The sequence below is a fragment of the Exiguobacterium sp. s152 genome (assembly GCF_018618335.1).
In the GTDB taxonomy this organism is placed as follows: domain Bacteria; phylum Bacillota; class Bacilli; order Exiguobacteriales; family Exiguobacteriaceae; genus Exiguobacterium; species Exiguobacterium chiriqhucha.
On sequence record NZ_JACSLX010000002.1, the window covers coordinates 269,257 to 289,666 of the forward strand.

A 20,410-nucleotide genomic window follows, 5' to 3' on the forward strand; every position below is an offset into this window, starting at 1 on the left:
TAACGCACGACAGCCACCAAAAATATTGGTGGCTGCCCATTCCTTATAGTTGTTGGCGTCTGAGCAATCCGGCGAACACGCCGCCTTTCATGCTCAATTCATCGTGCGTCCCGTCCTCGACAATGCCGTCAGCGGTAACGACGAGGATGCGGTCGGCATTTTTTACCGTCGCTAAGCGGTGGGCGATGATGAGCGTCGTCCGATCGGCCGCGAGTTCATTGAGCGAGTCTTGAATGATTGCTTCCGTCTCCGTATCGAGCGCGGAGGTCGCCTCGTCCAAAATCAAAATCGGTGGATTTTTGAGGAACATCCGGGCGATGGCGATCCGTTGTTTCTGTCCGCCCGACAGTTTCAAGCCCCGCTCCCCGATTTGTGTATCAAGGCCGTACTGCAACTCGTCGACGAGCGAGTTCAAATGCGCTTTCTCAACCGCATGCATGATTTCAGCGTCGGTCGCATCTAGTTTCCCGTAAGCGATATTCTCACGGAGTGTTCCCGCGAACAAGAACACGTCCTGTTGCACAATCCCGATTTGACGGCGCAAGCTCTCTTTCGTCATATCGCGGATGTCCATGCCATCAATCGTGATGGCACCGCTCGTCACGTCATAGAAACGAGGGATGAGCGAACAAATCGTCGTCTTCCCGGCTCCGCTCGTCCCGACGAGGGCGACCGTCGTACCCGACTTGATGTCGAGGTCGATGTCAGTCAACACTTGGCGATAGTCTGAGTAGCCGAACGAGACGTTTTGGAAGGCGATATCGCCTTTCAGTGCCGTGACGTCGACGGCGTGCGGACGGTTCTCGATGTCCGGGGCCTCGTCCAATAATTGCGTGAATCGTTTGAAGCCGGCCATCCCTTTCGGATACATCTCGAGGAGGGCTGTAATTTTCTCGATTGGCTTGATAAGCAAGTTCATATAGAGGATGAACCCGACGAGCTGCCCGTAAGACAGTTGCCCTTGATACGTCAAATAGGCGCCGTAGACGAGTACGAGCAGCGTCATGAGACGCGTCGTAATGTAAATGCCCGCAAGCGATTTACTCATGACTCGATACGCCTCGATTTTCGAGCCGCGGTAGAAGTTATTGTCTTTCTGGAACCGCTTGATTTCGAACGTCTCGTTCGTGAACGATTGGACGACACGTGCGCCGGAGACGCTGTCCTCGACACGGGCGTTCACTTCACCGATATTCGTATACATCTTTTGCCACGCCTTGTTCATGTTCTTGTTGGCGTACGTGATCATGATGACGAGGAACGGCACGGCGACGACCGTCACGAGTGCGAGTTGCGGGTCAATCGAGAACATGATCCCGAACGCACCGAGCAGCGTCATGATGGCGATGAAGAAATCTTCGGGCCCGTGGTGCGCCACTTCACCGATATCGAACAAGTCGTTCGTCACCCGGCTCATCAAATGGCCGGTCTTATGATTATCGAAGAACCGGAACGATTGTTTATGGATATGGGTGAACAGCTCTTCCCGCATATCGGTCTCGATATTGATGCCGAGCTTATGTCCCCAATAGTTGACGACGTACTGCATCATCATGGCGAGTATGTAAAGGATGAGCAAGCCGATGCTGATGATGATAATCCAGTTCCATTCCCCACCTGGTAACAGGTCGTCGATGAACCATTGCACGGCGAGCGGAAAGCCGAGCTCGAGCAGGCCGACGAGGATGGCGAACGAGAAATCGAGAATGAATAACTTCTTATGTGGACGGTAATAACTAAAAAAACGTGAGATCATGTCGTTTCCCCCTTCTAAACAAATAGTTTACGCCTTTTTGCAGGAAGTGGAAAACGGGAAGCACGTCTTTTTCAATCTTTTTTCCAGCAAGGTATAATAGATGTAAGGAGTGATACACATGAACGTACAAATTACAGAACGCGCCCAAGCGCGAATCGATGCCTTAAAAGGCGACCGTGACGGACAGATGCACTTGTTTTATGAGACGGAAGGTTGCGGCTGTGGCAATAGCGGCATCTTCGAGATTCGCTACGTGACCGAGACGACACCGGAAGACGTCGAGATCGACTCGAATGTCGGCCCCGTTCTCATCAAGAACTGGACGAAAATCTTTTTGGACGAAGATATGATCATCGACTATCGTGACGATAAACGGACGCTCGTCTTGAAGAGCAACGGCCAAGTGTTCAACTCGAACTTGCTCGTGACCGATGGGACCGGTTGCCAGTTGAACGTCCCAAGCCGATGAAGCAGGCGTTACGCGACCATCCGAGCCTCTGGCTGTGGTTCATCCTCAGCTTCGGGCTCGGCCTGTTCGGCATTTACCTCGCGTTCGCGGACTCGGTCTACACGATGACGGCCGTGATCGCCTCACTGTTCGCCTTCGGATTCGCGCTTCAGCGAACGGCGAAAAAGATGGAGCAACAAAATCACTAAAAAAGGAGGTTCGCCGCGGCGAACCTCCTTTTGATTGCTTATTTCTTCTCTTTCACCGCAGTCCGAATCGACAACTCTTGGAGTTGTGCATCCGCGACCGGGCTTGGCGCTTGTGTGAGCAAGTCGCTCGCCGACGCCGTTTTCGGGAAGGCGATCGTGTCACGAAGGTTCGAACGACCCGCGAGGATCATGACGAGACGGTCGAGACCGAGCGCGATACCCGCGTGTGGCGGTGTTCCATACTCGAACGCTTCGAGCAAGAAGCCGAACTGATCGACGGCTTCTTGTTCTGTGAAGCCGAGCAATTTGAACATGCGCTCTTGAATGTCACGCTCGTAAATCCGCTGCGATCCGCCACCGAGCTCATACCCGTTCAAGACGAGGTCATAGGCAAGAGCGCGGACGCTCGCCGGGTCCGTCTCAAGAAGATGGAGGTCTTCACGGTTAGGCATCGTGAACGGGTGGTGGTTGGCGTAGAAACGACCGTCTTCTTCTTCGAACGTGACGAGCGGGAAGTCCGTCACCCAGAGGAAGTTGAATTTCGACTCATCGATGAGTCCGAGCTCATGACCGAGCTTGACGCGAAGCGCACCGAGGCTGTCGGCGACAACTGTCGGTTTTGACGCCACGAAGAGGAGCAAATCGCCCGCTTCCGCGTTCGTCGCTTCCATCAACTTCTGGGCGTACGTCTCGTCGAAGAACTTGGCGATCGGTCCGTTCAAGCCTTCTGGCGTCACTTTGAGCCAAGCGAGGCCTTTCGCGCCGTAGACGGCCGTGAATTCTTGAAGCTTGTCGATATCTTTACGCGAGAACTTGTCCGCCTCGCCTTTGACGTTGATTGCTTTGACTTGTCCGTTCGACTCGAGCGCCATGTCGAACACTTTGAAGCCGGCCCCTGTGACGGCGTCCGCGACGTCGATGAGTTCAAGACCGAAACGTGTGTCCGGTTTGTCTGAACCGAAACGGCGCATCGCTTCTGCGTAAGTCATCCGTTCGAACTTGGCTGGCGTGTCGGTGCGACCGAGCGTCGCTTCCATGACTTGCGCCATCATCGATTCCATCATCGCCATCAAGTCTTCAACGTCCATGAAGCTCGTCTCGATATCGACTTGTGTGAATTCCGGTTGACGGTCGGCCCGAAGGTCTTCGTCACGGAAGCAGCGTGCGATTTGGAAGTAACGGTCGAACCCAGCCACCATGAGGAGCTGCTTGAACAACTGCGGTGATTGCGGGAGCGCGTAGAATTCGCCGCCGTGGACACGGCTTGGGACGAGATAGTCACGCGCGCCTTCCGGTGTCGACTTCGTCAAGATCGGCGTCTCGACTTCGAGGAACTCCTCTTCCGTCAAGAAGTTACGGATCGTGTTCGACGCCTTCGAGCGGAGACGGAACGTCTCTTGGAGCGCCGGACGACGGAGGTCGAGGTAACGGTATTTAAGACGGAGGTCTTCCGATACGTTCTCGGCCTCGTCACCGATTGGAATCGGCGTCATCTTCGCCGCGTTCAAGATGTTGATTTCAGAGGCGATGACTTCAATGTTCCCGGTCGGCATGTTCGGGTTCTTGTTCTCACGTTCGAGGACGGTCCCTTTGATGTCGAGAACGTATTCGCTACGGATCGACTCGGCGAGTTTGTGTACCGCTTCGTTTTCTGGGCGAACGACGACTTGGACGATGCCTGTGCGGTCACGAAGGTCGATAAAGATGAGGCCTCCAAGGTCGCGACGTTTTTGGACCCATCCTTTCAATTGTACGTCTTGGCCAATCAGTGACTCTGTCACGCGGCCGTTCATATGTGTGCGTCCGATCATTGTCCTGCTCCTTCCGATAGTTCACGAATTTTGTCTGCGACAGCCGATAGCGGCACGTCGACTTGTTCCCCGGTCGCCATGACCTTGAGGGAGGCCGATCCGCGCTCGACTTCATCGTCTCCGAGGATGACGGTGAACTTCGCGTTCAAGCGGTCGGCTTGTTTGAATTGTCCTTTGAACTTGCGGCCTAGATAGTCACGGTCCGCCTTGAAGCCTTCGATGCGAAGCAATTGCAACAGGCGTGTCGCCGTCACTTCGACTTCTGATCCGCCTTGGGCGACGACGAAGACGTCAAGTCCCGTCTCGAGCGCTGGGAGCACCCCTTCGTTCTCGAGAGCGAGGATAAGACGCTCGAGCCCGATCCCGAAACCGATGCCCGGCATGTCCGGTCCACCGATGTCTTGGACGAGACCGTTATAGCGTCCACCGCCGCAAAGCGTCGTGATGGCGCCGAAGCCTTCTGCCTCTGACATAATCTCGAACGCCGTGTGCGTGTAGTAGTCGAGACCGCGGACGAGCGTCGGGTCGACCACGTAGGCGACGCCGAGCGCATCCAAGTGCGCGAGTACTTTCTCGAAGTACGTCTTCGACTCTTCGTTCAAGAAGTCGAGAATCGAAGGTGCCGACTTCATCGACGGGTGGTCGCGGTCGACTTTGCAGTCGAGGACGCGAAGCGGGTTTTGGTGCAATCGCGTCTGGCAATCTTGGCACAGCTCGTGCTGGACCGGTTCGAAGTGACGGATGAGCGCTTCGCGGTGAGCATTGCGGCTCTCGGCGTCACCGAGCGAGTTGACGACGACTTTGATTTGCTTCAGGCCGAACGATTTGTAAATCGTGTAGGCGAGGCTGATCACTTCTGCGTCGACGGCCGGGTCGCTGCTACCGATCGCCTCGACACCGTATTGGTGCAGTTGGCGGAAGCGTCCTTTTTGTGGACGCTCGTAGCGGAACATCGGTCCCATGTAGTACAGTTTCGTCGGCTGGTCAGGGCTACCGAACAGCTTGTTCGTGACGAAAGCGCGGACAACCGAGGCCGTCCCTTCCGGACGGAGCGTATACTCGTCCTTGCCTTTCTTGACGAGCGTGAACATCTCTTTTTGGACGATGTCCGTCGTCTCGCCGACGCTGCGTGTGAACAGGTCGGTCGTTTCAAAAATCGGGGTACGAATCTCTTTATAGTTGTAACGGGCGCTGATGTCGCGTAGTTTCTCTTCGACATACTGCCACGTCTCGACCGTGCCCGGAAGCAGGTCTTGTGTGCCGCGTGGTGCTTTCATCTAAATTCCCTCCTTAGAATACAAAAAGGCCCTCGTCCGCAAAGGGACGAGAGCCTGTTAAAGTTTCCCGTGGTACCACCCTCGTTGCAGAGCCATAATCGATACTCTGCCACTCGAAATCGGTTAACGCCCGATGAAACGGCTCCCCCTACTAAGAGTTCAGGGAAGCACCTCCAAAGTGTCGTTCGGGTCATCATCCAGTCGATGCTTTCAGCCTAGGCATCGCTCTCTTTGCTGGTGGGGTGACCGTACTTTTCTTTATCGTAGGTGTTAGGTTATATGGTTCATGATGCCGAATCACGCCTGCTTCTGTCAAGCGTTTTTTTCGAGCATGAGCGTGACCGGACCGTCATTGACGAGCGCGACATCCATCATCGCCCCGAACTTCCCGGTCTCGACGACGAGCCCGTGCGTCCGCAAACGCTCGTTGAACTTCTCGTAAAGACGTTCGGCGATATCCGGTTTCGCTGCTTGGGTGAACGCGGGACGACGGCCTTTAAGCGTGTCCCCGTAAAGCGTGAACTGCGACACGGACAACACTTTGCCGTCGACGTCTTGAATCGATAAGTTCATCTTCTCGTCCGCGTCCTCAAAGACACGAAGCCCGGCCACCTTGTCGGCGAGCCAGTTCACTTCCGTCTCGGTGTCCTCATGGGTCACCCCGACGAGGAGCAGATAACCGGCCTCAATTTGACCAATCGTCTCCTCATCGACGGTGACGGATGCTTCTTTTACTCGTTGCAACAATACACGCACAGAAATCTTCCTTTCGTCACGTCATCATGACTCGGCTGACCGAGTACACGTCCGAGATTTGCTTAATCCGGTCGACGACTTTTTGCAGATGGTTCACGTTCGGAATCGAGATCGTCATCGAGATGCGGGCCTGTTTGTTCTGGTCCCCGCGTCCGCTCACGGCCACGATGTTCGTGTTCGTCGCCGAGACGGCTTGGAGCACGTCGTTCAACAAGCCTGAACGATCGTATCCGGTGATCTCGATATCGACGTTATAGTTCTTCTCTTTCGCCTGACCGACTTCCCACTCGACCGTGAGGAGCCGCTCCGGATGCTGTTCATTGATGATGTTCAAGCAGTCCTTCCGGTGAATCGACACACCGCGTCCGCGTGTAATATAGCCAACGATTTCATCGCCCGGCACGGGGTTACAACAGCGGCTCATGCGGATGAGCATGTTGTCGATCCCTTTAACCGAGACGCCGGCCTCGGCCGTCTTCTTCTTCGGTGACTGGCTGACTTTCAGTTCGTTGATTGCGTCCGACAGCTCGAGTTTCGGCTCTTTGCGCTGCTTCTCCGTCAACTTGTGGGCGACTTGGGCGGCCGTGATGCCATGATAGCCGACCGCGGCGTACATTTCTTCCTCGTTCCCGAAGTTGAACTTCTCGACGACGACGGCGAGCGATTGGTCGTCAATCACTTCTTTCGGCTCGAAACCGAGCTTCTTAATCTCGACATCGACGAGCTCTTTGCCTTTCTCGACGTTCTCTTCACGCTGTTGGCGCTTGAACCATTGGCGAATCTTATTCTTCGCCTGGCTCGAGACGGCGAGTTTGAGCCAGTCCTTGCTCGGCCCATAGCTATGTTTCGACGTGATGATTTCGATGATGTCCCCCGTCTCGAGTTTATGGTCGAGCGGCACCATCCGTCCGTTCACTTTCGCCCCCGTCATCCGGTGACCGATCTCGGTATGGATGCGATACGCGTAATCAATTGGGACCGAGCCTTTCGGCAACTCGAAGACGTCGCCTTTCGGGGTGAAGACGTAGAGCATGTCGCTAAAGAAATCGACTTTGAGCGACTCCATGAACTCCTCGGCGTCGGTCGTATCTTTTTGCAACTCTAAAATCTCGCGCAAGTGGGCGATTTTCTCATCGAATCCGTTCGTCGCGACACTCTTTCCTTCTTTATAGGCCCAGTGCGCGGCAATCCCGAATTCGGCGATGAAGTGCATGTCCTTCGTCCGGATTTGCACTTCGAGCGGCTCACCTTTCGGTCCGATCACCGTCGTATGGAGCGACTGATACATGTTCGGTTTCGGCATGGCGATGTAATCCTTAAACCGGCCCGGCATCGGCTTGTATTGCGTGTGGATGATGCCGAGGACGGCGTAACAGTCGCGAATCGAATCGACGATAATACGGACGGCCATTAAGTCATAAATCTCATTGAACTCTTTTTTGTGCTTCACCATCTTGTTGTAAATCGAGTAGATGTGTTTCGGACGACCGTTGACGTCGGCCTCGATGCTCACGTCCTCAAGAACGGCATTCACTTCCGTGATAACGGACGCGACGAGCGCTTCTCGCTCGGTCCGTTTCTGTTTCATCATCGAGACAATCTTATAGTATTGTTGCGGGTTGATATAACGTAGTGAAATATCCTCGAGCTCCCATTTGATTGTCGAGATCCCCATCCGGTGGGCAAGCGGCGCAAAGATTTCAAGCGTCTCTTCCGCTTTTTGGACTTGTTTCTCTTTCGGCATATGTTGAAGCGTCCGCATGTTGTGCAGACGGTCGGCGAGTTTGATCAAGATGACGCGTACATCTTCCGCCATCGCGATAATCATCTTGCGGTGATTCTCGGCGAGCTCTTCTTTTTTCGATTTATATTTGATTTTACCGAGCTTCGTCACACCGTCAACGAGCATGGCGACTTCGACGCCAAACTCATCAGCGAGTTGTTTGAGCGTGATGTCCGTGTCTTCCACGACGTCGTGAAGAAGCGCACCGATAATCGTCGTAGCGTCTAACCCGATATCAACGAGAATACCGGCCACTTGAACCGGATGCAGAATGTAGGGTTCGCCGGAACGTCGGAACTGACCGGTATGATGCAGTTTTGCGTATTCGTAAGCGCGTTTCACTTCGGCAATCTCGTCTTCACCCATATACTCCCCGAGCGCGTCGAGAAGGTCCTCAATACTTACGATTTGTTTTTTGGTCATAACATTCGACACCCTTTTTCTTACCGCTCCAATCGACTCGGACAAGTCGAAGCATGGTATTAGTTAACGTACACATATATATTCTAATTTTACTTTCTATTATCGAAAAAATCTGACGACCTGTCAAAGGTTGCGGGTTATTTTCCTCAAAAACTATTCAAAAAAGGGAAGCCATCGCTTCCCTTTGATTAATCTTCGTAACGGATGAGTGAGAACACGTCATACCCTTCGAGACGCTCGCGTCCACCAAGTCCATCAAGTTCGATTAAGAATCCGATTCCGGCGACGACGCCACCGAGTTGCTCAATCATTTTGATCGTCGCTTCAATCGTGCCGCCTGTTGCGAGCAAGTCATCCAAGATGACGACTTGTTGGCCCGGTTTGATTGAATCTTTGTGCATTGTCAAAATGTCTGTGCCGTATTCAAGGCCGTATGCGACGCGAACCGTCTCGCGTGGCAACTTGCCTTCTTTACGGACCGGGACGAACCCGAGTTCAAGTGCGTACGCTGCCGGGCAACCGACGACGAATCCGCGTGCCTCAGGACCAGCGATAAGTTCAGCGCCGCGCTCCTGGGCGTAAGTAACAAGCTCGTCGACCGCTTTTTTGTAAGCCGGGCCGTCTTGCATGAGTGACGTGATGTCTTTGAAGCTGATTCCTTCTTTCGGGTAATCCGCTACTTCTTTAATATGCTGTTTGAAATCCATTTTATGTGTAAGCCTCCTGCATCTTGTTCGATCGCAATGATTGTAACCGCTCTTTCAGTTCTGCCAATGACGCATAAATGAAACGCTCCTCGAGTTGGACCCGTCCGACCCGGCGCTTGTAACACGGCGCTTCGGTCAAATCGCGTTTCGGCGCTTCTGGATTCACTCCAGGCAGTCCGTCTTCCATTGTAACAAGAAATTCGAGTTCAGAGAATACTTGATGCATAAATTGAATCGTATTTTTTGACCATTTTCGCTCAATTGATAATCGAATCAAGTTTTCACGCAGGTTTTTCCGTTCGCACGTCGCCATATGGACGTAATATGTTCGGAAATCTTCCCGTGTCGGCAATTTCTCGAAGAACGAGCCACCTTGTCCGAACGCACAGTAGATGCGCTCGACATCCTCGGTTAACAAGTCTGCCAATACCTCTTCCTCGTCCGGCAAATCGAGCAACACGACGAACGGCTTGAGCGGCGTATCAAGGTCGTGGAGCGGGAAGTCGTCCCGCCCTTGGAACGAGATGAACGACGTCGTGTCGCCCGGGAGCTGTTTCAATTCGTCGAGCGAGTTTTTCTTGCCTCGATAATCGAACACTTGGAACCCGTCGACCCGGATGTCTTGAATCATGAGCTGCGGCTTGCGCATCCCGTTCCATTCATTCACTTGCAGACTGCCCATGACCGAGACGTGGGCCATCTTCGATATTTCAGAGACGACGTGTCCGAAACCGAAGCCGATGCCGTCAAGTTCCCGCTTGTCTCCGGCGAGCTGGACCTTCAAATGGGTGTTGTCGCGCCCGATTTGACGAATGTCGCGAAGTCTAGCGTCTGCCACGACGACACGTGGCGACGGGTTTCCCATCCCGAACGGGGCGAGCTTGCTAATCTCTGAAATCAAGTCGAGCGACACATCGTTCACGTCGAGCTTCAAGTCGACGTTGACGCGGGCGACGAACGTCTCGTCCGGAATCGATTCGGCTTGTTCATTCAAACGGCGACGCAGTTCGGCCACGTTCTCGGATAACAGCGTCATCCCGGCTGCGGCCGGGTGGCCACCGAAATGCGGCAAGATGTCTTCGTTCTTAGATAATTCTTTGAACAAGTCGAAACCGTCAATCGACCGGCCCGACCCCTTCGCCTTCCCTGTCTTCGGGTCATGGCACAACAGGATAACTGGACGATAATACGCCTCGACGAGCCGTGAGGCGACAATTCCGACGACGCCTGGATTCCAGCGTTCACTGGCGACGACGAGGACGCGGTCGTCCGTCATCGAGGCTTCGACGAGTTCCGTCGCTTCCTTGGCGATTGTCTTGACAATGTCTTGACGCTCTTTATTCTGTTTGTCGAGCTTCTGAGCCAGTTCGAGTGCTTCCTCAACGCTTTCGGCGAGCAACATCTGGAGCGCCGGCATCGCCGAGTCGAGACGACCGGCGGCGTTGATGCGCGGCCCGAACGCGAACCCGACCGACTCCTCGGTCAATGTCCCGTCCGTCAACGCGCACACTTCACGGAGCGCCAAAATCCCCGGGCGTTTCGAATCATCGAGCGCCTTCAGTCCGAGCTTGGCGAGCAGACGATTCTCCCCGTCGAGCGGGACGAGATCGGCGATCGTACCGAGGACGGCCAAGTCGAGCAGCTCGTCCGGCATTCGGTCAAGCACGGCGTGCGCCACTTTGAGGGCGACGCCTGCCCCGGCGAGTTTATCGTACGGATACGACGGGTCGATGTGGGGATGGATGATGGCGAACGCGTCCGGTAACGTCTCTTTCGGTTCGTGGTGGTCGGTGATAATCAAGTCGACCCCGAGCTCTTTCAACAGCGCCGCCTCTTCAATTCCCGAGATGCCGCAATCGACCGTGATGATGAGGGTGAACCCTTCGCCGGCGGCCCAACTGAACGCCTCTTTGTTCGGTCCGTAGCCTTCGGTGAACCGGTTCGGGATATAGCATTCCGCCATGACGCCAATCTCGGTCAAGGCGTGCCACATGACGGCTGAGGCGCTGACGCCGTCGACGTCATAGTCGCCATATATCAATACCATCTCGCCTTCGTCGGCCGCCCGCTTCAAGCGTTCGACGACTTTTGGCATCTGTTCAAATAAAAACGGGTCGTGGAACGTCAACTCATCCTCGACGTATAAAAACGCCTTGGCCGCCTCGACGTCGCGGTGTCCCCGTTGTGTGAGGAGCGTCGCGAGTTGCTCCGATATATTCAATTCTGTCTGTAACTGTTCAACCGCCGCTGCATCCGTCTCCGGATACACCCAACGTTTCTTCGCATGATACATAATGCCTCACTCCAATCAATTGTAGATTATATCAGAACGAGCGAGTGAAGTGCCGTCTTGACATTCAAAAAGGTCCCCCGATTGATTCGGGAGACCAGTGGTTACGCCTCTGGGGCAGCTGTTTTCTTTTTGTTGAGCGACATGCCTTTGATGAGCAACCAAAGGTATGAAGCGATGAAGATCGACGAGTACATCCCCATGACGAGACCGATCAAAAGAGCGAGCGCAAAACTTTGAATCGATTCGGCCCCAAATACATAGAGCGCCACGACTGTAAAAATAACTGTTATGACGGTATTAATGGACCGGACGATCGTCTCTTGAATCGCTTTGTTCACGAGCGTACGATACTCGTCCATCGTCTTGATTTTCCGTTCTTTCTCATACGCTTGAATGTTCTCGCGCACCCGGTCGAACGTCACGATCGTATCGTTGACCGAATATCCGATAATCGTCAAGATGGCGGCGACGAAGTACAAGTTGACCTCGATGCCAAAGATCGAGAACGCCACGAGCATGAAGAACGCATCGTGAAGCATGGCAACGACGGTCGCGACACCGTAGGAGAACTCGAAACGGAACGTGATATACAAGATAATCCCGAGCGAGGCGAGCGCGACGGCGTAAATCGCGTTACGAGCGATGTCACGGCCGACTTCGGCTGAGACGGTACTGATGTTCGGGTCGTTCCCGAACGTCTCTGTGAATACAGTCTTCACCGATGCGACTTCCTCTTGGGTGAGCTGCCCGACGAACGTCACGTTCGCGAGCGTCCCGCCTTGCGCATATTGAACAGAAGAAATGTCTTCGTCCACGCCTGCCTCTGTGAAGGCGGCCGCTAACTCATCTTGCGATACTTGCGACTCGGTCTGAACTTCGACACGCGTTCCAGACGCGAAGTCGATTCCGAGGTTCAACCCGCGGAATAACAAGATGCCGAGACCGATGATGACGACGGCACACGAGATGAGGAACAACGTGCGCATCGGTTTAATATAGTTTAATTCAGTGAGCTTAAAGTTCACGGATTTCACTCTCCTTCACACCAAACCAGCCTTTGCGCTTGTCGAAGAGACGACTTGCGACGAGGAGGTGCATCAAATAGCGCGAGATGAAGACGTTCGAGATGAACGTCATCGCGATCGAGATCATCAGCATGAGCGCGAACCCTTTGACGGAACTCGTTCCGAAGTAGAACAGGACCGCTGCCGAGATGAGCGTCGTCAAGTTGGCGTCGATGATCGTGCTGAGCGAGCGACGGTTACCGGAACGGAACGCCGATAGGACCGACTTCCCAGAGCGGAGCTCATCTTTAATCCGCTCGGCCGTGATGATGTTCGCATCGACCGCCATACCGACACCGAGAACGAGACCGGCAATCCCCGGGAGCGTCAAGACGGCGTTAATCCCGTTGAAGAACAACATAATCAAATTGATATACAAAATGAGTGTGATGATCGAGACGAGACCGGGTAAACGATAGAAGAACAACATGAACAAGAAGATGGCGACGACACCGATGACCGACGCGAACACGGTCTTCTCAAGCGCGTCTTGACCGAATTGGGCCGAGACCGATGTCGAGTAAATCTCTTCAAGTTTGACCGGGAGTGCCCCGGCGTTCAAGATATCCGCTAAACGTTGACCGCTCTCGGCGTCGATATCCCCACCTGAGATGATGGCTTTATCGGAAAGAATCGGTCCGTTGACCGAAGCGTCCGAGACGATTTTCGAGTTCTCCTTTTGAATCTCTTCTTCGTACGAGTCACCTTCCTCATAATCGAGCCAGATGACGAGACGGTTTTCCGGTGCCGGACGCTGTGCGATCTCAGACGTCACTTCACCGAACTGTTCTGCCGACTGGAGCGTCAATTCGACGACCGGGTTGCCTTGCTGATCGTAGCTGATCGAGGCACCGCGCGGCGCAAGGTCTTTTCCGTCGAGCAGGACGTTGTCATCGATGTCACGAAACGTGAGTTGTGCCGTCGACGAGAGTACTTCGCGCGCATCGTTTTGGTTCGATACGCCCGCGAGTTGGACACGGATTCGATTACTGTCCTCAATCCGGATATCCGGTTCAGACACACCGAGCACGTTGACCCGGTTGTTGATAGCGCGAACGGTTGCATTCATCGCTGATTGGTCGATGACATCGCCGTCTTCGAGCGGCTGTACTTCGTACAGCACTTCAAACCCGCCTTTGAGGTCAAGGCCGAGGTTCGTGTTCTTCACGACCCAAGGTGTCGTCAAGACGGCGAGTAGGATCGTTGCAATCATGATGACCGCAAAGATCGCGATATTCCCTTTTTTGTACATACGACAAATTCCTTTCTAAACACATGTTCTCGTAAAAAAACTTCTCTCGTTAACATTACAAATATTCTAAACATTTATCAATCGTTTTCCTAAAATTGTAACACGGGAGCGTCGATTTCCCACGCTTTTTTGCGTTCGCGACTAAATGTTGCATTGGGGCAAAACTTGAGCTATGATGTGATTATCAACTTACACTACATGTAAAGGAGTCCTTTCCAATGGATAGCACGATTATCTATGCCTTTCTACTGACATTGTTCGCTGGACTCGCGACGGGGATCGGAAGTATGATTGCCTTCTTCGCCAAACGGACCAACACAGCCTTTTTGTCGGTGTCCCTTGGCTTCTCAGGCGGGGTCATGATTTACGTATCCTTTATCGAGATTTTCCCGAAGGCACTCGCTGAACTCGTCGGCGCCCATGGCGAGCAGACCGGTACACTTTATACGGTCCTCGCCTTCTTCGGCGGCATGATGTTGATTGCGTTGATCGACAAGTTCATCCCGTCTCCTGAAAATCCACATGAAGTCAAATTCGTCGAGACGATGCAAAACGACCCGTCGTCCCAAGAACTCGCGACGACGGCGACCGAACGCGTCCCATTGAATCATGAGACGAAACAACGACTTCATAAGATGGGCATTTTCATGGCACTCGCCATCACGATTCACAACTTCCCGGAAGGTTTGGCCACGTTCATCTCGGCCCTCGATGACCCGGCAGTCGGTCTAGCCATTGCTATCGCTATCGCGTTACACAACATTCCGGAAGGAATCGCCGTCTCGGTCCCAATCTACTACGCGACCGGCTCACGGAAGAAGGCACTGAAACTGTCCTTCTTATCCGGACTCGCGGAACCGCTCGGCGCGGCCGTCGGCTTCCTGTTGTTGATGCCGTTCTTGAGCGACACGGTGTTCGGAATCATCTTCGCGGCCGTCGGCGGCATCATGGTGTTCATCTCGCTCGATGAATTGCTCCCGGCCGCCCGTGAATACGGACGGGCCCACCATGCGGTGTACGGCATGGTCGCCGGTATGATGGTCATGGCAGCAAGTTTGATTTTGTTAATGTAATCAAAATAGCGTCCCCTCGATAATCGAGGAGACGCTATTTTTATGCCTTGAACAAATGGACGAGGTCTTTCAACTCGACCGACATGTGGCTCATCGTCTCGGCGATGCCGTTGATTTCTTGAATCGCGGCGAGTTGCTCTTCGACGTTCGCACCCGCCTCTTCGACGCTTCGTTGCGTCGAGACAGCGTTCGTCGACATGTCCTCGACCGAGACCGCGACTTCGGTCGTGTTCGCACTTACTTCTTCTGTCGCTGCCGCAATCTCGCTCATTTGACGGGACGTCTCTTGGATGACAGTGACGATCTCACGGAACGCACCAGCGACTTCTCCCATTTGGGTCACGCCGCTCGTCACGTGCTGGCTCGTAACATCGAACGCCGCCTCCACTTCCGACGTGTCGCGTTGAATATCGACGACAACCGCTTGAATCTGTTTCGCTGACTGCTTCGACTCTTCAGCCAGTTTTCGGACCTCGGCTGCGACGACGGCAAACCCTTTGCCATGCTCCCCGGCTCGGGCCGCTTCAATCGCAGCGTTCAAGGCAAGCAAGTTCGTCTGTTCCGTGATCGCTGTGATGGAACGGGTGATTTTCTCAATCTCGAGCGATTGATTCGATAAGCGCTCGACCATCTGTTGTGTCAAGTCGTTCGCTTGTTGAATCTCCCGCATCTGCTGCTCGGCCAACTGAATCGTCTCCAGTCCCCCACTCGCCGCTTCGAGCGTATGAATCGTCTGCTCGTTCACGCCTTGCGAGGCCGCGGCGATTTGGTTCAAGCCGACGACGGCTTGATTGACGCCAGACGTCCCTTCTTCGGCTCGTTTCGCCGTGACTTGCGCCGCGAGGTTCATCTGTTCGAATAGACCGGCCACACCTTGCGTCGTCGTGGCGACGTGGTCCGTGCTGGCATACAGTTCTTCCGAGTAGGCCGTCACTTTGTCCGAGGCCGCCCCGACTTGACGAATCAGGCCGACAAGGTTGCGTTTCATATCGTTGAACGCCGTGACAAGGTCACCGAGCTCATCGTTCGAACCGACCTCGATATCGTCCCCTGTCAAATCGCCTTCCGCGACGACGCGCGCTTCGCTCACGAGTCGATTGATTGGCTTCAAGAACAGCTTTTGAAGTGCGAACAGCGAGAATAGACCGATGGCGACACCGATGACACTGATGACGATCATCCAGATGATTGACTGCCCAGCACTCGCTTGGACCGCTTCCGATTCTGCGGCAAGCGCCTCGTCTTGATACGTGACGAGATCGGTAACCGTCATCCGGACTCGGTCCGTCGTCGGTGTGACGCTCGTATTGAGCACCGTTTTATAACCGATCTCATCTTGTTGTTGACGAAGGTCGATGACGCGCGCCATTTCTGTGTCGAGATGCTGATTGAACTTCTCGAGGTCACCAATCCAGGCTAGCACCTTTTCATCGTTCGAAGACCCTTTGAGCGTGGCCATCAGCTCATCGCGTTTCGTCTGCGCTGCTTCCAGACTGATAAGCGTCTTCGGGTTCGATACAATCAGATAGTAATTCAAATAACGTTCGGCATCCGTCACGGTCAACGCCAAATCCTCGGCGACAAGCATGTCCAGTACTCGCTCGTTCAATACCCGGTCGTACTCAGATGTCGCATTTTGTAATTGATACGAGCCGAGCGCACCGACCATCAATAAAGCAATCAATGTCGGTACGAGAGCGGTCGCCATTTTGCGCCGCATCGACGAGCGGCCTTTTACTCTCTCAGGACGACGTCGAACCTTCCAATTTTTAAGCGGGCGTAGCAATCGTTTCACATCCATGTTTTCTTCTCCTTCTTTCCAATTCTTCTCAACTTGACGATAATGCAAACGTTTTCACGATTCAAATTAATTTTTAGAAAACAGGTGGATGATTCGTCGGATTGACACAGTTTGACAAAAAAAGAACGATTTCATTCATCTCTTAGACACAAAAATACGCCTGACCACTGGTGGTCAGGCGTTGTTTGGTTACTCGGCGAATGACGAGTTGCCTTTTTTCGTCACTTCAGCAATCGCACTGCGATTGAACTTGAGGAGTGACTGATCACATTTCAATGTGACTTGTGTATCTTCGATTTGGTGGACGACGCCGTGAAGGCCGCCGATTGTTACGACGTGATCCCCACGCTCAAGCGCGTTTTGCATCGATTGTACTTCCTTCTGACGTTTCGTCTGCGGACGGATCAGCAAGAAGTAGAACACGACGAAAATAAGGATCATCGGTAATAGTGCTACGAGAGTTTCCATGCGTAAAATTCACCCTTTCCTTCAATATCAGGTTCATTATACCGTGAAACTGAAACGTTGTCACATAATCGCTGTCAGAACAATTAGAAATTCTTGGCGTTTGGTTTGTTATACCCATATTCTTCGAAAAACTCTTCCTTGAAGTCCAAGAGTCGGTCTTCGCGGATGGCTTGGCGCACTTGACTCATCAAGTTCACGAGGAAGTGAAGGTTGTGTGTCGAGCAGAGGTGAAGCCCGAACATCTCATCAGCACGAATCAAGTGATGGACGTACGCGCGTGAATAGTTCTTACACGTGTAGCAGTCGCACTTCTCATCGATCGGGCCGAAGTCCGTCTTATGCTTCGCATGTTTAATCGTGACACGGCCTTTCGATGTCATGAGCGTCCCGTTGCGGGCGATCCGGGTCGGCAATACGCAGTCGAACATGTCGATGCCGCGAATCGAGCCTTCAATCAACGCATCCGGTGAACCGACGCCCATCAAGTAGCGCGGCTTGTTCTCCGGCATGAACGGCGTCGTGAACTCGAGGGCACGGTACATGACGTCTTTCGGTTCGCCGACCGATAATCCGCCGACGGCATAGCCTGGGAAATCAAGCGAGACGAGGTCGGCCGCACTTTGACGACGGAGATCTTCGTACTCACCGCCCTGAATGATCCCGAACAACGCCTGATCTTGTGGACGCTCATGTGCCGCGAGGCAACGCTCAGCCCAACGGCTCGTCCGCTCGACCGACTTCTTCATGTACTCATGTGTCGCTGGGAACGGCGGGCACTCGTCGAACGCCATCATGATATCCGAACCGAGCGCGTTTTGAATCTCCATCGCTTTCTCCGGTGACAAGAACAACTTGTCGCCGTTCAAGTGGTTGCGGAAATGGACGCCTTCTTCTTGGATGTTACGAAGGTCGGCGAGCGAGAAGACTTGGAAGCCGCCCGAGTCCGTCAAAATCGCGCCGTCCCAGTTCATGAACTTATGAAGGCCGCCGGCTTGTTTGACGACTTCGTGTCCTGGACGGATCCAAAGGTGGTACGTGTTCGAGAGGATGATGTTGGCGCCCATCGCCTTGACTTGCTCCGGGGCCATCGTCTTGACGGTCGCCTGCGTGCCGACCGGCATGAAGACCGGCGTCTCGAACGAGCCGTGCGGCGTATGGACGATCCCGTGCCGCGCTCCCGTCTGTTTACATGTGTGGATATGTTCGTATGTGACTGCGTGTTTGGTCATTTATTCTCTTCCTTCCTCGTGATGAGCATCGCGTCTCCAAAGCTGAAGAAGCGGTAACGTTCTTGTACCGCCGTGCGGTACGCGTTCAAGATGATGTCGCGCGACGCGAACGCCGAGACGAGCATGACGAGTGTCGACTTCGGCAGATGGAAGTTCGTGATCAGTCCATCAATCGCCTTCAACGCGACGCCCGGGTAGATAAAGATGTCCGTCCAGCCCGATGACTCGACGAAATCCCCGTGGTCACGCACGATCGTCTCGAGCGTCCGGGTCGATGTCGTGCCGACCGCGAAGACGCGCCCGCTGTTTGCACGGACGTCGCGAAGTGCCTCGGCCGAAGCGGCCGACAACTCGAAATACTCACTGTGCATCGTGTGCTCTTCAATCGTATCCGCCGTGACGGGACGGAACGTGCCGAGACCGACGTGGAGCGTGAGCGGAATCAACTTGACCCCTTTCGCCTCTGCCGCTGCGAGCAATTCTTCCGTGAAGTGAAGACCTGCCGTCGGGGCGGCCGCACTCCCGCGTTCACGGGCGTACACCGTCTGATAACGGTCCTGGTCGTCTAGCTGTTCACGGATGTATGGCGGGAGCGGCATCGTGCCGAGCTCGTCTAAAATCTCATAAAAGATGCCGTCGTAGTCGAACTTGAAGCGGCGTCCCCCTTCCGGCAGCTCTTCGACGCATTCGGCCCGGAGCAATCCGTTGCCGAACTCGATGATGGCGCCGACGCGGACTTTCTTCGCCGGTTTGACGAGCGCTTCCCAGACGTCATCTTCCGTCTGTTTGAGTAAGAGCAGCTCGACCTTCCCGCCCGTCTCTTGCTTCGCCCCGAACAGTCGGGCCGGGAGCACGCGCGAGTCGTTGACGACGAGGGCGTCGCCTGCCTGCAAATAGTCGAGCACGTCGCGGAAGTGACGATGCTCGATGTCGCCCGTGTCGCGGTCGAGGACGAGCAGTCGTGAGCTCGTCCGATCGAGGAGCGGTACTTGGGCGATCAGTTCTTCCGGTAAGTGAAAATCATAATCGTTTACGTTCAATTGAATGTCTTGCATATCGTTTACTCCTCTTCATAGCCAAAATGCGTCTTTGCGTACTGGGTGATCATGCGGCCTCGCGGCGTCCGTTGCAGAAAACCTTGCTGCAACAAGTACGGCTCATACACGTCCTCGATCGTCTGGGCGTCTTCCCCGATCGTCGCGGCAAGCGTCTCGAGTCCGACCGGTCCGCCTCCGAACCGTTCGACCATCGCCCGTAACAGCCGGTGGTCGACTTCATCGAGCCCGAGGGCATCGACGTGCAATCGGTCGAGCGCGCTTGAAGCCATGGCCGGATCGATTTCTTTCGTCCCGGCCACTTGGGCGAAGTCACGGACACGGCGCAATAGCCGGTTGGCGATTCGCGGCGTGCCGCGGGAACGTTTCGCGATGGCGCCGCTCGCCTCTGGTGAAATCGACAGGCGGAACAGTTGCGCTGTCCGGCTGACGATGGCGGCGAGTTCATGCGTCTCATAATATTCGAGCTTGAGCGTCACACCGAAGCGGTCCCGGAGCGGGGCCGATAACATCCCGGCCCGCGTCGTCGCCCCGACGAGCGTGAACGGCGGCAAATCGATGCGGACGCTACGTGCCATCTCGCCTTGTCCGTAGACGATGTCGAGACAGTAGTCCTCCATCGCCGGATAGAGAATCTCTTCAATCGTGCGGCTCAAGCGATGAATCTCATCGATGAACAGGACGTCGCCCGGTTCGAGCGTCGACAGAATCGCGGCCAGGTCTCCCGGACGTTCAATGGCCGGGCCGGCCGTCGTCTTGATGCCGACGCCCATCTCGTTGGCGATGATTTGGGCGAGCGTCGTCTTTCCGAGTCCCGGGGGACCGTAGAGGAGGACGTGGTCGAGCGTCTCGCTTCGTAGCTTCGCGGCTTGGATGAAGATCGACAAGTTACCTTTCGCCTTCTCCTGTCCGATGTACTGCTCGAACTTTTGCGGACGCAAGCTCCACTCTTCTGAGTCTTCATATTGTTGATGGGATTGTGACAACAATCGTTCGTCCATGGTC

The 20,410-nt window shown here is 54.4% G+C and carries 17 protein-coding genes and 1 other annotated feature; of the genes, 3 read left to right on the forward strand and 14 right to left on the reverse strand.

Translation table 11 applies throughout. From position 1 onward, the window contains the following. Positions 1–43: 43 nt before the first annotated feature. Positions 44–1,756: an ABC transporter ATP-binding protein gene (locus KNP72_RS05410; RefSeq protein WP_214832405.1), complete on the reverse strand. Its 1,713-nt coding sequence runs from the start codon at positions 1,754–1,756 to the stop codon at positions 44–46. Between the two features lie 118 nt (positions 1,757–1,874). Between KNP72_RS05410 and KNP72_RS05415 the strand changes: the two genes are divergently transcribed. Then, positions 1,875–2,225, forward strand: coding sequence for an iron-sulfur cluster biosynthesis family protein (locus tag KNP72_RS05415; RefSeq protein ID WP_214719547.1), 351 nt, complete (start codon positions 1,875–1,877; stop codon positions 2,223–2,225). Beyond that, a complete protein-coding gene (locus tag KNP72_RS05420; protein WP_214719548.1) occupies positions 2,222–2,413 on the forward strand; it encodes a hypothetical protein in 192 nt (63 codons plus the stop codon). The genes KNP72_RS05415 and KNP72_RS05420 overlap by 4 nt, the downstream gene beginning before the upstream one ends. 38 nt (positions 2,414–2,451) lie before the next feature. On the opposite strand, the gene aspS is transcribed toward KNP72_RS05420, so the two are convergent. From aspS to secD, 8 genes are all read right to left on the reverse strand, one after another. Beyond that, positions 2,452–4,224, reverse strand: coding sequence for an aspartate--tRNA ligase (aspS, locus tag KNP72_RS05425; RefSeq protein WP_214719549.1), 1,773 nt, complete (start codon positions 4,222–4,224; stop codon positions 2,452–2,454). Continuing rightward, on the reverse strand, positions 4,221–5,501 hold the full coding sequence (hisS, locus tag KNP72_RS05430; RefSeq protein ID WP_021066907.1) for a histidine--tRNA ligase: 1,281 nt from the start codon (positions 5,499–5,501) through the stop codon (positions 4,221–4,223). Before hisS ends, aspS begins: the two co-directional genes overlap by 4 nt. Positions 5,502–5,540: 39 nt before the next feature. Beyond that, positions 5,541–5,775, reverse strand: a binding site (T-box leader). A gap of 38 nt (positions 5,776–5,813) precedes the next feature. Beyond that, positions 5,814–6,257, reverse strand: a complete 444-nt coding sequence (gene dtd, locus KNP72_RS05435; protein ID WP_128122914.1) for a D-aminoacyl-tRNA deacylase — start codon at positions 6,255–6,257, stop codon at positions 5,814–5,816. 16 nt (positions 6,258–6,273) lie between these two features. After that, positions 6,274–8,463, reverse strand: a complete 2,190-nt coding sequence (locus KNP72_RS05440) for a RelA/SpoT family protein (protein WP_214832407.1) — start codon at positions 8,461–8,463, stop codon at positions 6,274–6,276. A 188-nt stretch (positions 8,464–8,651) separates the two neighbouring features. Next, positions 8,652–9,170: an adenine phosphoribosyltransferase gene (locus KNP72_RS05445; protein ID WP_214719551.1), complete on the reverse strand. Its 519-nt coding sequence runs from the start codon at positions 9,168–9,170 to the stop codon at positions 8,652–8,654. 1 nt (position 9,171) lies between these two features. Continuing rightward, entirely contained in the window at positions 9,172–11,463 is a 2,292-nt protein-coding gene (recJ, locus tag KNP72_RS05450; protein ID WP_214832409.1) for a single-stranded-DNA-specific exonuclease RecJ, read from the reverse strand. A gap of 101 nt (positions 11,464–11,564) precedes the next feature. Beyond that, a complete protein-coding gene (gene secF / locus KNP72_RS05455) occupies positions 11,565–12,488 on the reverse strand; it encodes a protein translocase subunit SecF (RefSeq protein WP_214832410.1) in 924 nt (307 codons plus the stop codon). Next, on the reverse strand, positions 12,478–13,779 hold the full coding sequence (secD, locus tag KNP72_RS05460; RefSeq protein ID WP_214832412.1) for a protein translocase subunit SecD: 1,302 nt from the start codon (positions 13,777–13,779) through the stop codon (positions 12,478–12,480). The genes secF and secD overlap by 11 nt, the downstream gene beginning before the upstream one ends. 218 nt (positions 13,780–13,997) lie before the next feature. Here secD and zupT point away from each other — a divergent pair, with 218 nt between their 5' ends. Further along, positions 13,998–14,852, forward strand: a complete 855-nt coding sequence (gene zupT / locus KNP72_RS05465) for a zinc transporter ZupT (protein WP_214762183.1) — start codon at positions 13,998–14,000, stop codon at positions 14,850–14,852. 40 nt (positions 14,853–14,892) lie between these two features. Here the strand turns inward: zupT and KNP72_RS05470 are convergent, their stop codons facing one another. The 5 genes from KNP72_RS05470 to ruvB form a co-directional block, all read right to left on the reverse strand. Beyond that, complete coding sequence (locus tag KNP72_RS05470) at positions 14,893–16,653, reverse strand: methyl-accepting chemotaxis protein (RefSeq protein WP_214832414.1); 1,761 nt, start codon at positions 16,651–16,653, stop codon at positions 14,893–14,895. A 189-nt stretch (positions 16,654–16,842) separates the two neighbouring features. After that, positions 16,843–17,121: a preprotein translocase subunit YajC gene (yajC, locus tag KNP72_RS05475; RefSeq protein WP_021066898.1), complete on the reverse strand. Its 279-nt coding sequence runs from the start codon at positions 17,119–17,121 to the stop codon at positions 16,843–16,845. An 83-nt stretch (positions 17,122–17,204) separates the two neighbouring features. After that, complete coding sequence (gene tgt / locus KNP72_RS05480) at positions 17,205–18,350, reverse strand: tRNA guanosine(34) transglycosylase Tgt (protein ID WP_131471101.1); 1,146 nt, start codon at positions 18,348–18,350, stop codon at positions 17,205–17,207. Continuing rightward, complete coding sequence (gene queA, locus KNP72_RS05485) at positions 18,347–19,390, reverse strand: tRNA preQ1(34) S-adenosylmethionine ribosyltransferase-isomerase QueA (protein ID WP_214832607.1); 1,044 nt, start codon at positions 19,388–19,390, stop codon at positions 18,347–18,349. Before queA ends, tgt begins: the two co-directional genes overlap by 4 nt. A 20-nt stretch (positions 19,391–19,410) precedes the next feature. Continuing rightward, positions 19,411–20,406, reverse strand: a complete 996-nt coding sequence (ruvB, locus tag KNP72_RS05490; protein ID WP_214719557.1) for a Holliday junction branch migration DNA helicase RuvB — start codon at positions 20,404–20,406, stop codon at positions 19,411–19,413. Between the last annotated feature and the right edge of the window lie 4 nt (positions 20,407–20,410).

Excerpts from the sequence above, each read along its gene's own strand:
- KNP72_RS05410 (WP_214832405.1), bottom strand. The coding sequence starts at position 1,756 with ATGATCTCACGTTTTTTTAGTTATTACCGTCCACATAAGAAGTTATTC.
- KNP72_RS05415 (WP_214719547.1), top strand. The coding sequence starts at position 1,875 with ATGAACGTACAAATTACAGAACGCGCCCAAGCGCGAATCGATGCCTTA.
- KNP72_RS05420 (WP_214719548.1), top strand. The coding sequence starts at position 2,222 with ATGAAGCAGGCGTTACGCGACCATCCGAGCCTCTGGCTGTGGTTCATC.
- aspS (WP_214719549.1), bottom strand. The coding sequence starts at position 4,224 with ATGATCGGACGCACACATATGAACGGCCGCGTGACAGAGTCACTGATT.
- hisS (WP_021066907.1), bottom strand. The coding sequence starts at position 5,501 with ATGAAAGCACCACGCGGCACACAAGACCTGCTTCCGGGCACGGTCGAG.
- KNP72_RS05440 (WP_214832407.1), bottom strand. The coding sequence starts at position 8,463 with ATGACCAAAAAACAAATCGTAAGTATTGAGGACCTTCTCGACGCGCTC.
- KNP72_RS05445 (WP_214719551.1), bottom strand. The coding sequence starts at position 9,170 with ATGGATTTCAAACAGCATATTAAAGAAGTAGCGGATTACCCGAAAGAA.
- recJ (WP_214832409.1), bottom strand. The coding sequence starts at position 11,463 with ATGTATCATGCGAAGAAACGTTGGGTGTATCCGGAGACGGATGCAGCG.
- secD (WP_214832412.1), bottom strand. The coding sequence starts at position 13,779 with ATGTACAAAAAAGGGAATATCGCGATCTTTGCGGTCATCATGATTGCA.
- zupT (WP_214762183.1), top strand. The coding sequence starts at position 13,998 with ATGGATAGCACGATTATCTATGCCTTTCTACTGACATTGTTCGCTGGA.
- KNP72_RS05470 (WP_214832414.1), bottom strand. The coding sequence starts at position 16,653 with ATGGATGTGAAACGATTGCTACGCCCGCTTAAAAATTGGAAGGTTCGA.
- yajC (WP_021066898.1), bottom strand. The coding sequence starts at position 17,121 with ATGGAAACTCTCGTAGCACTATTACCGATGATCCTTATTTTCGTCGTG.
- tgt (WP_131471101.1), bottom strand. The coding sequence starts at position 18,350 with ATGACCAAACACGCAGTCACATACGAACATATCCACACATGTAAACAG.
- ruvB (WP_214719557.1), bottom strand. The coding sequence starts at position 20,406 with ATGGACGAACGATTGTTGTCACAATCCCATCAACAATATGAAGACTCA.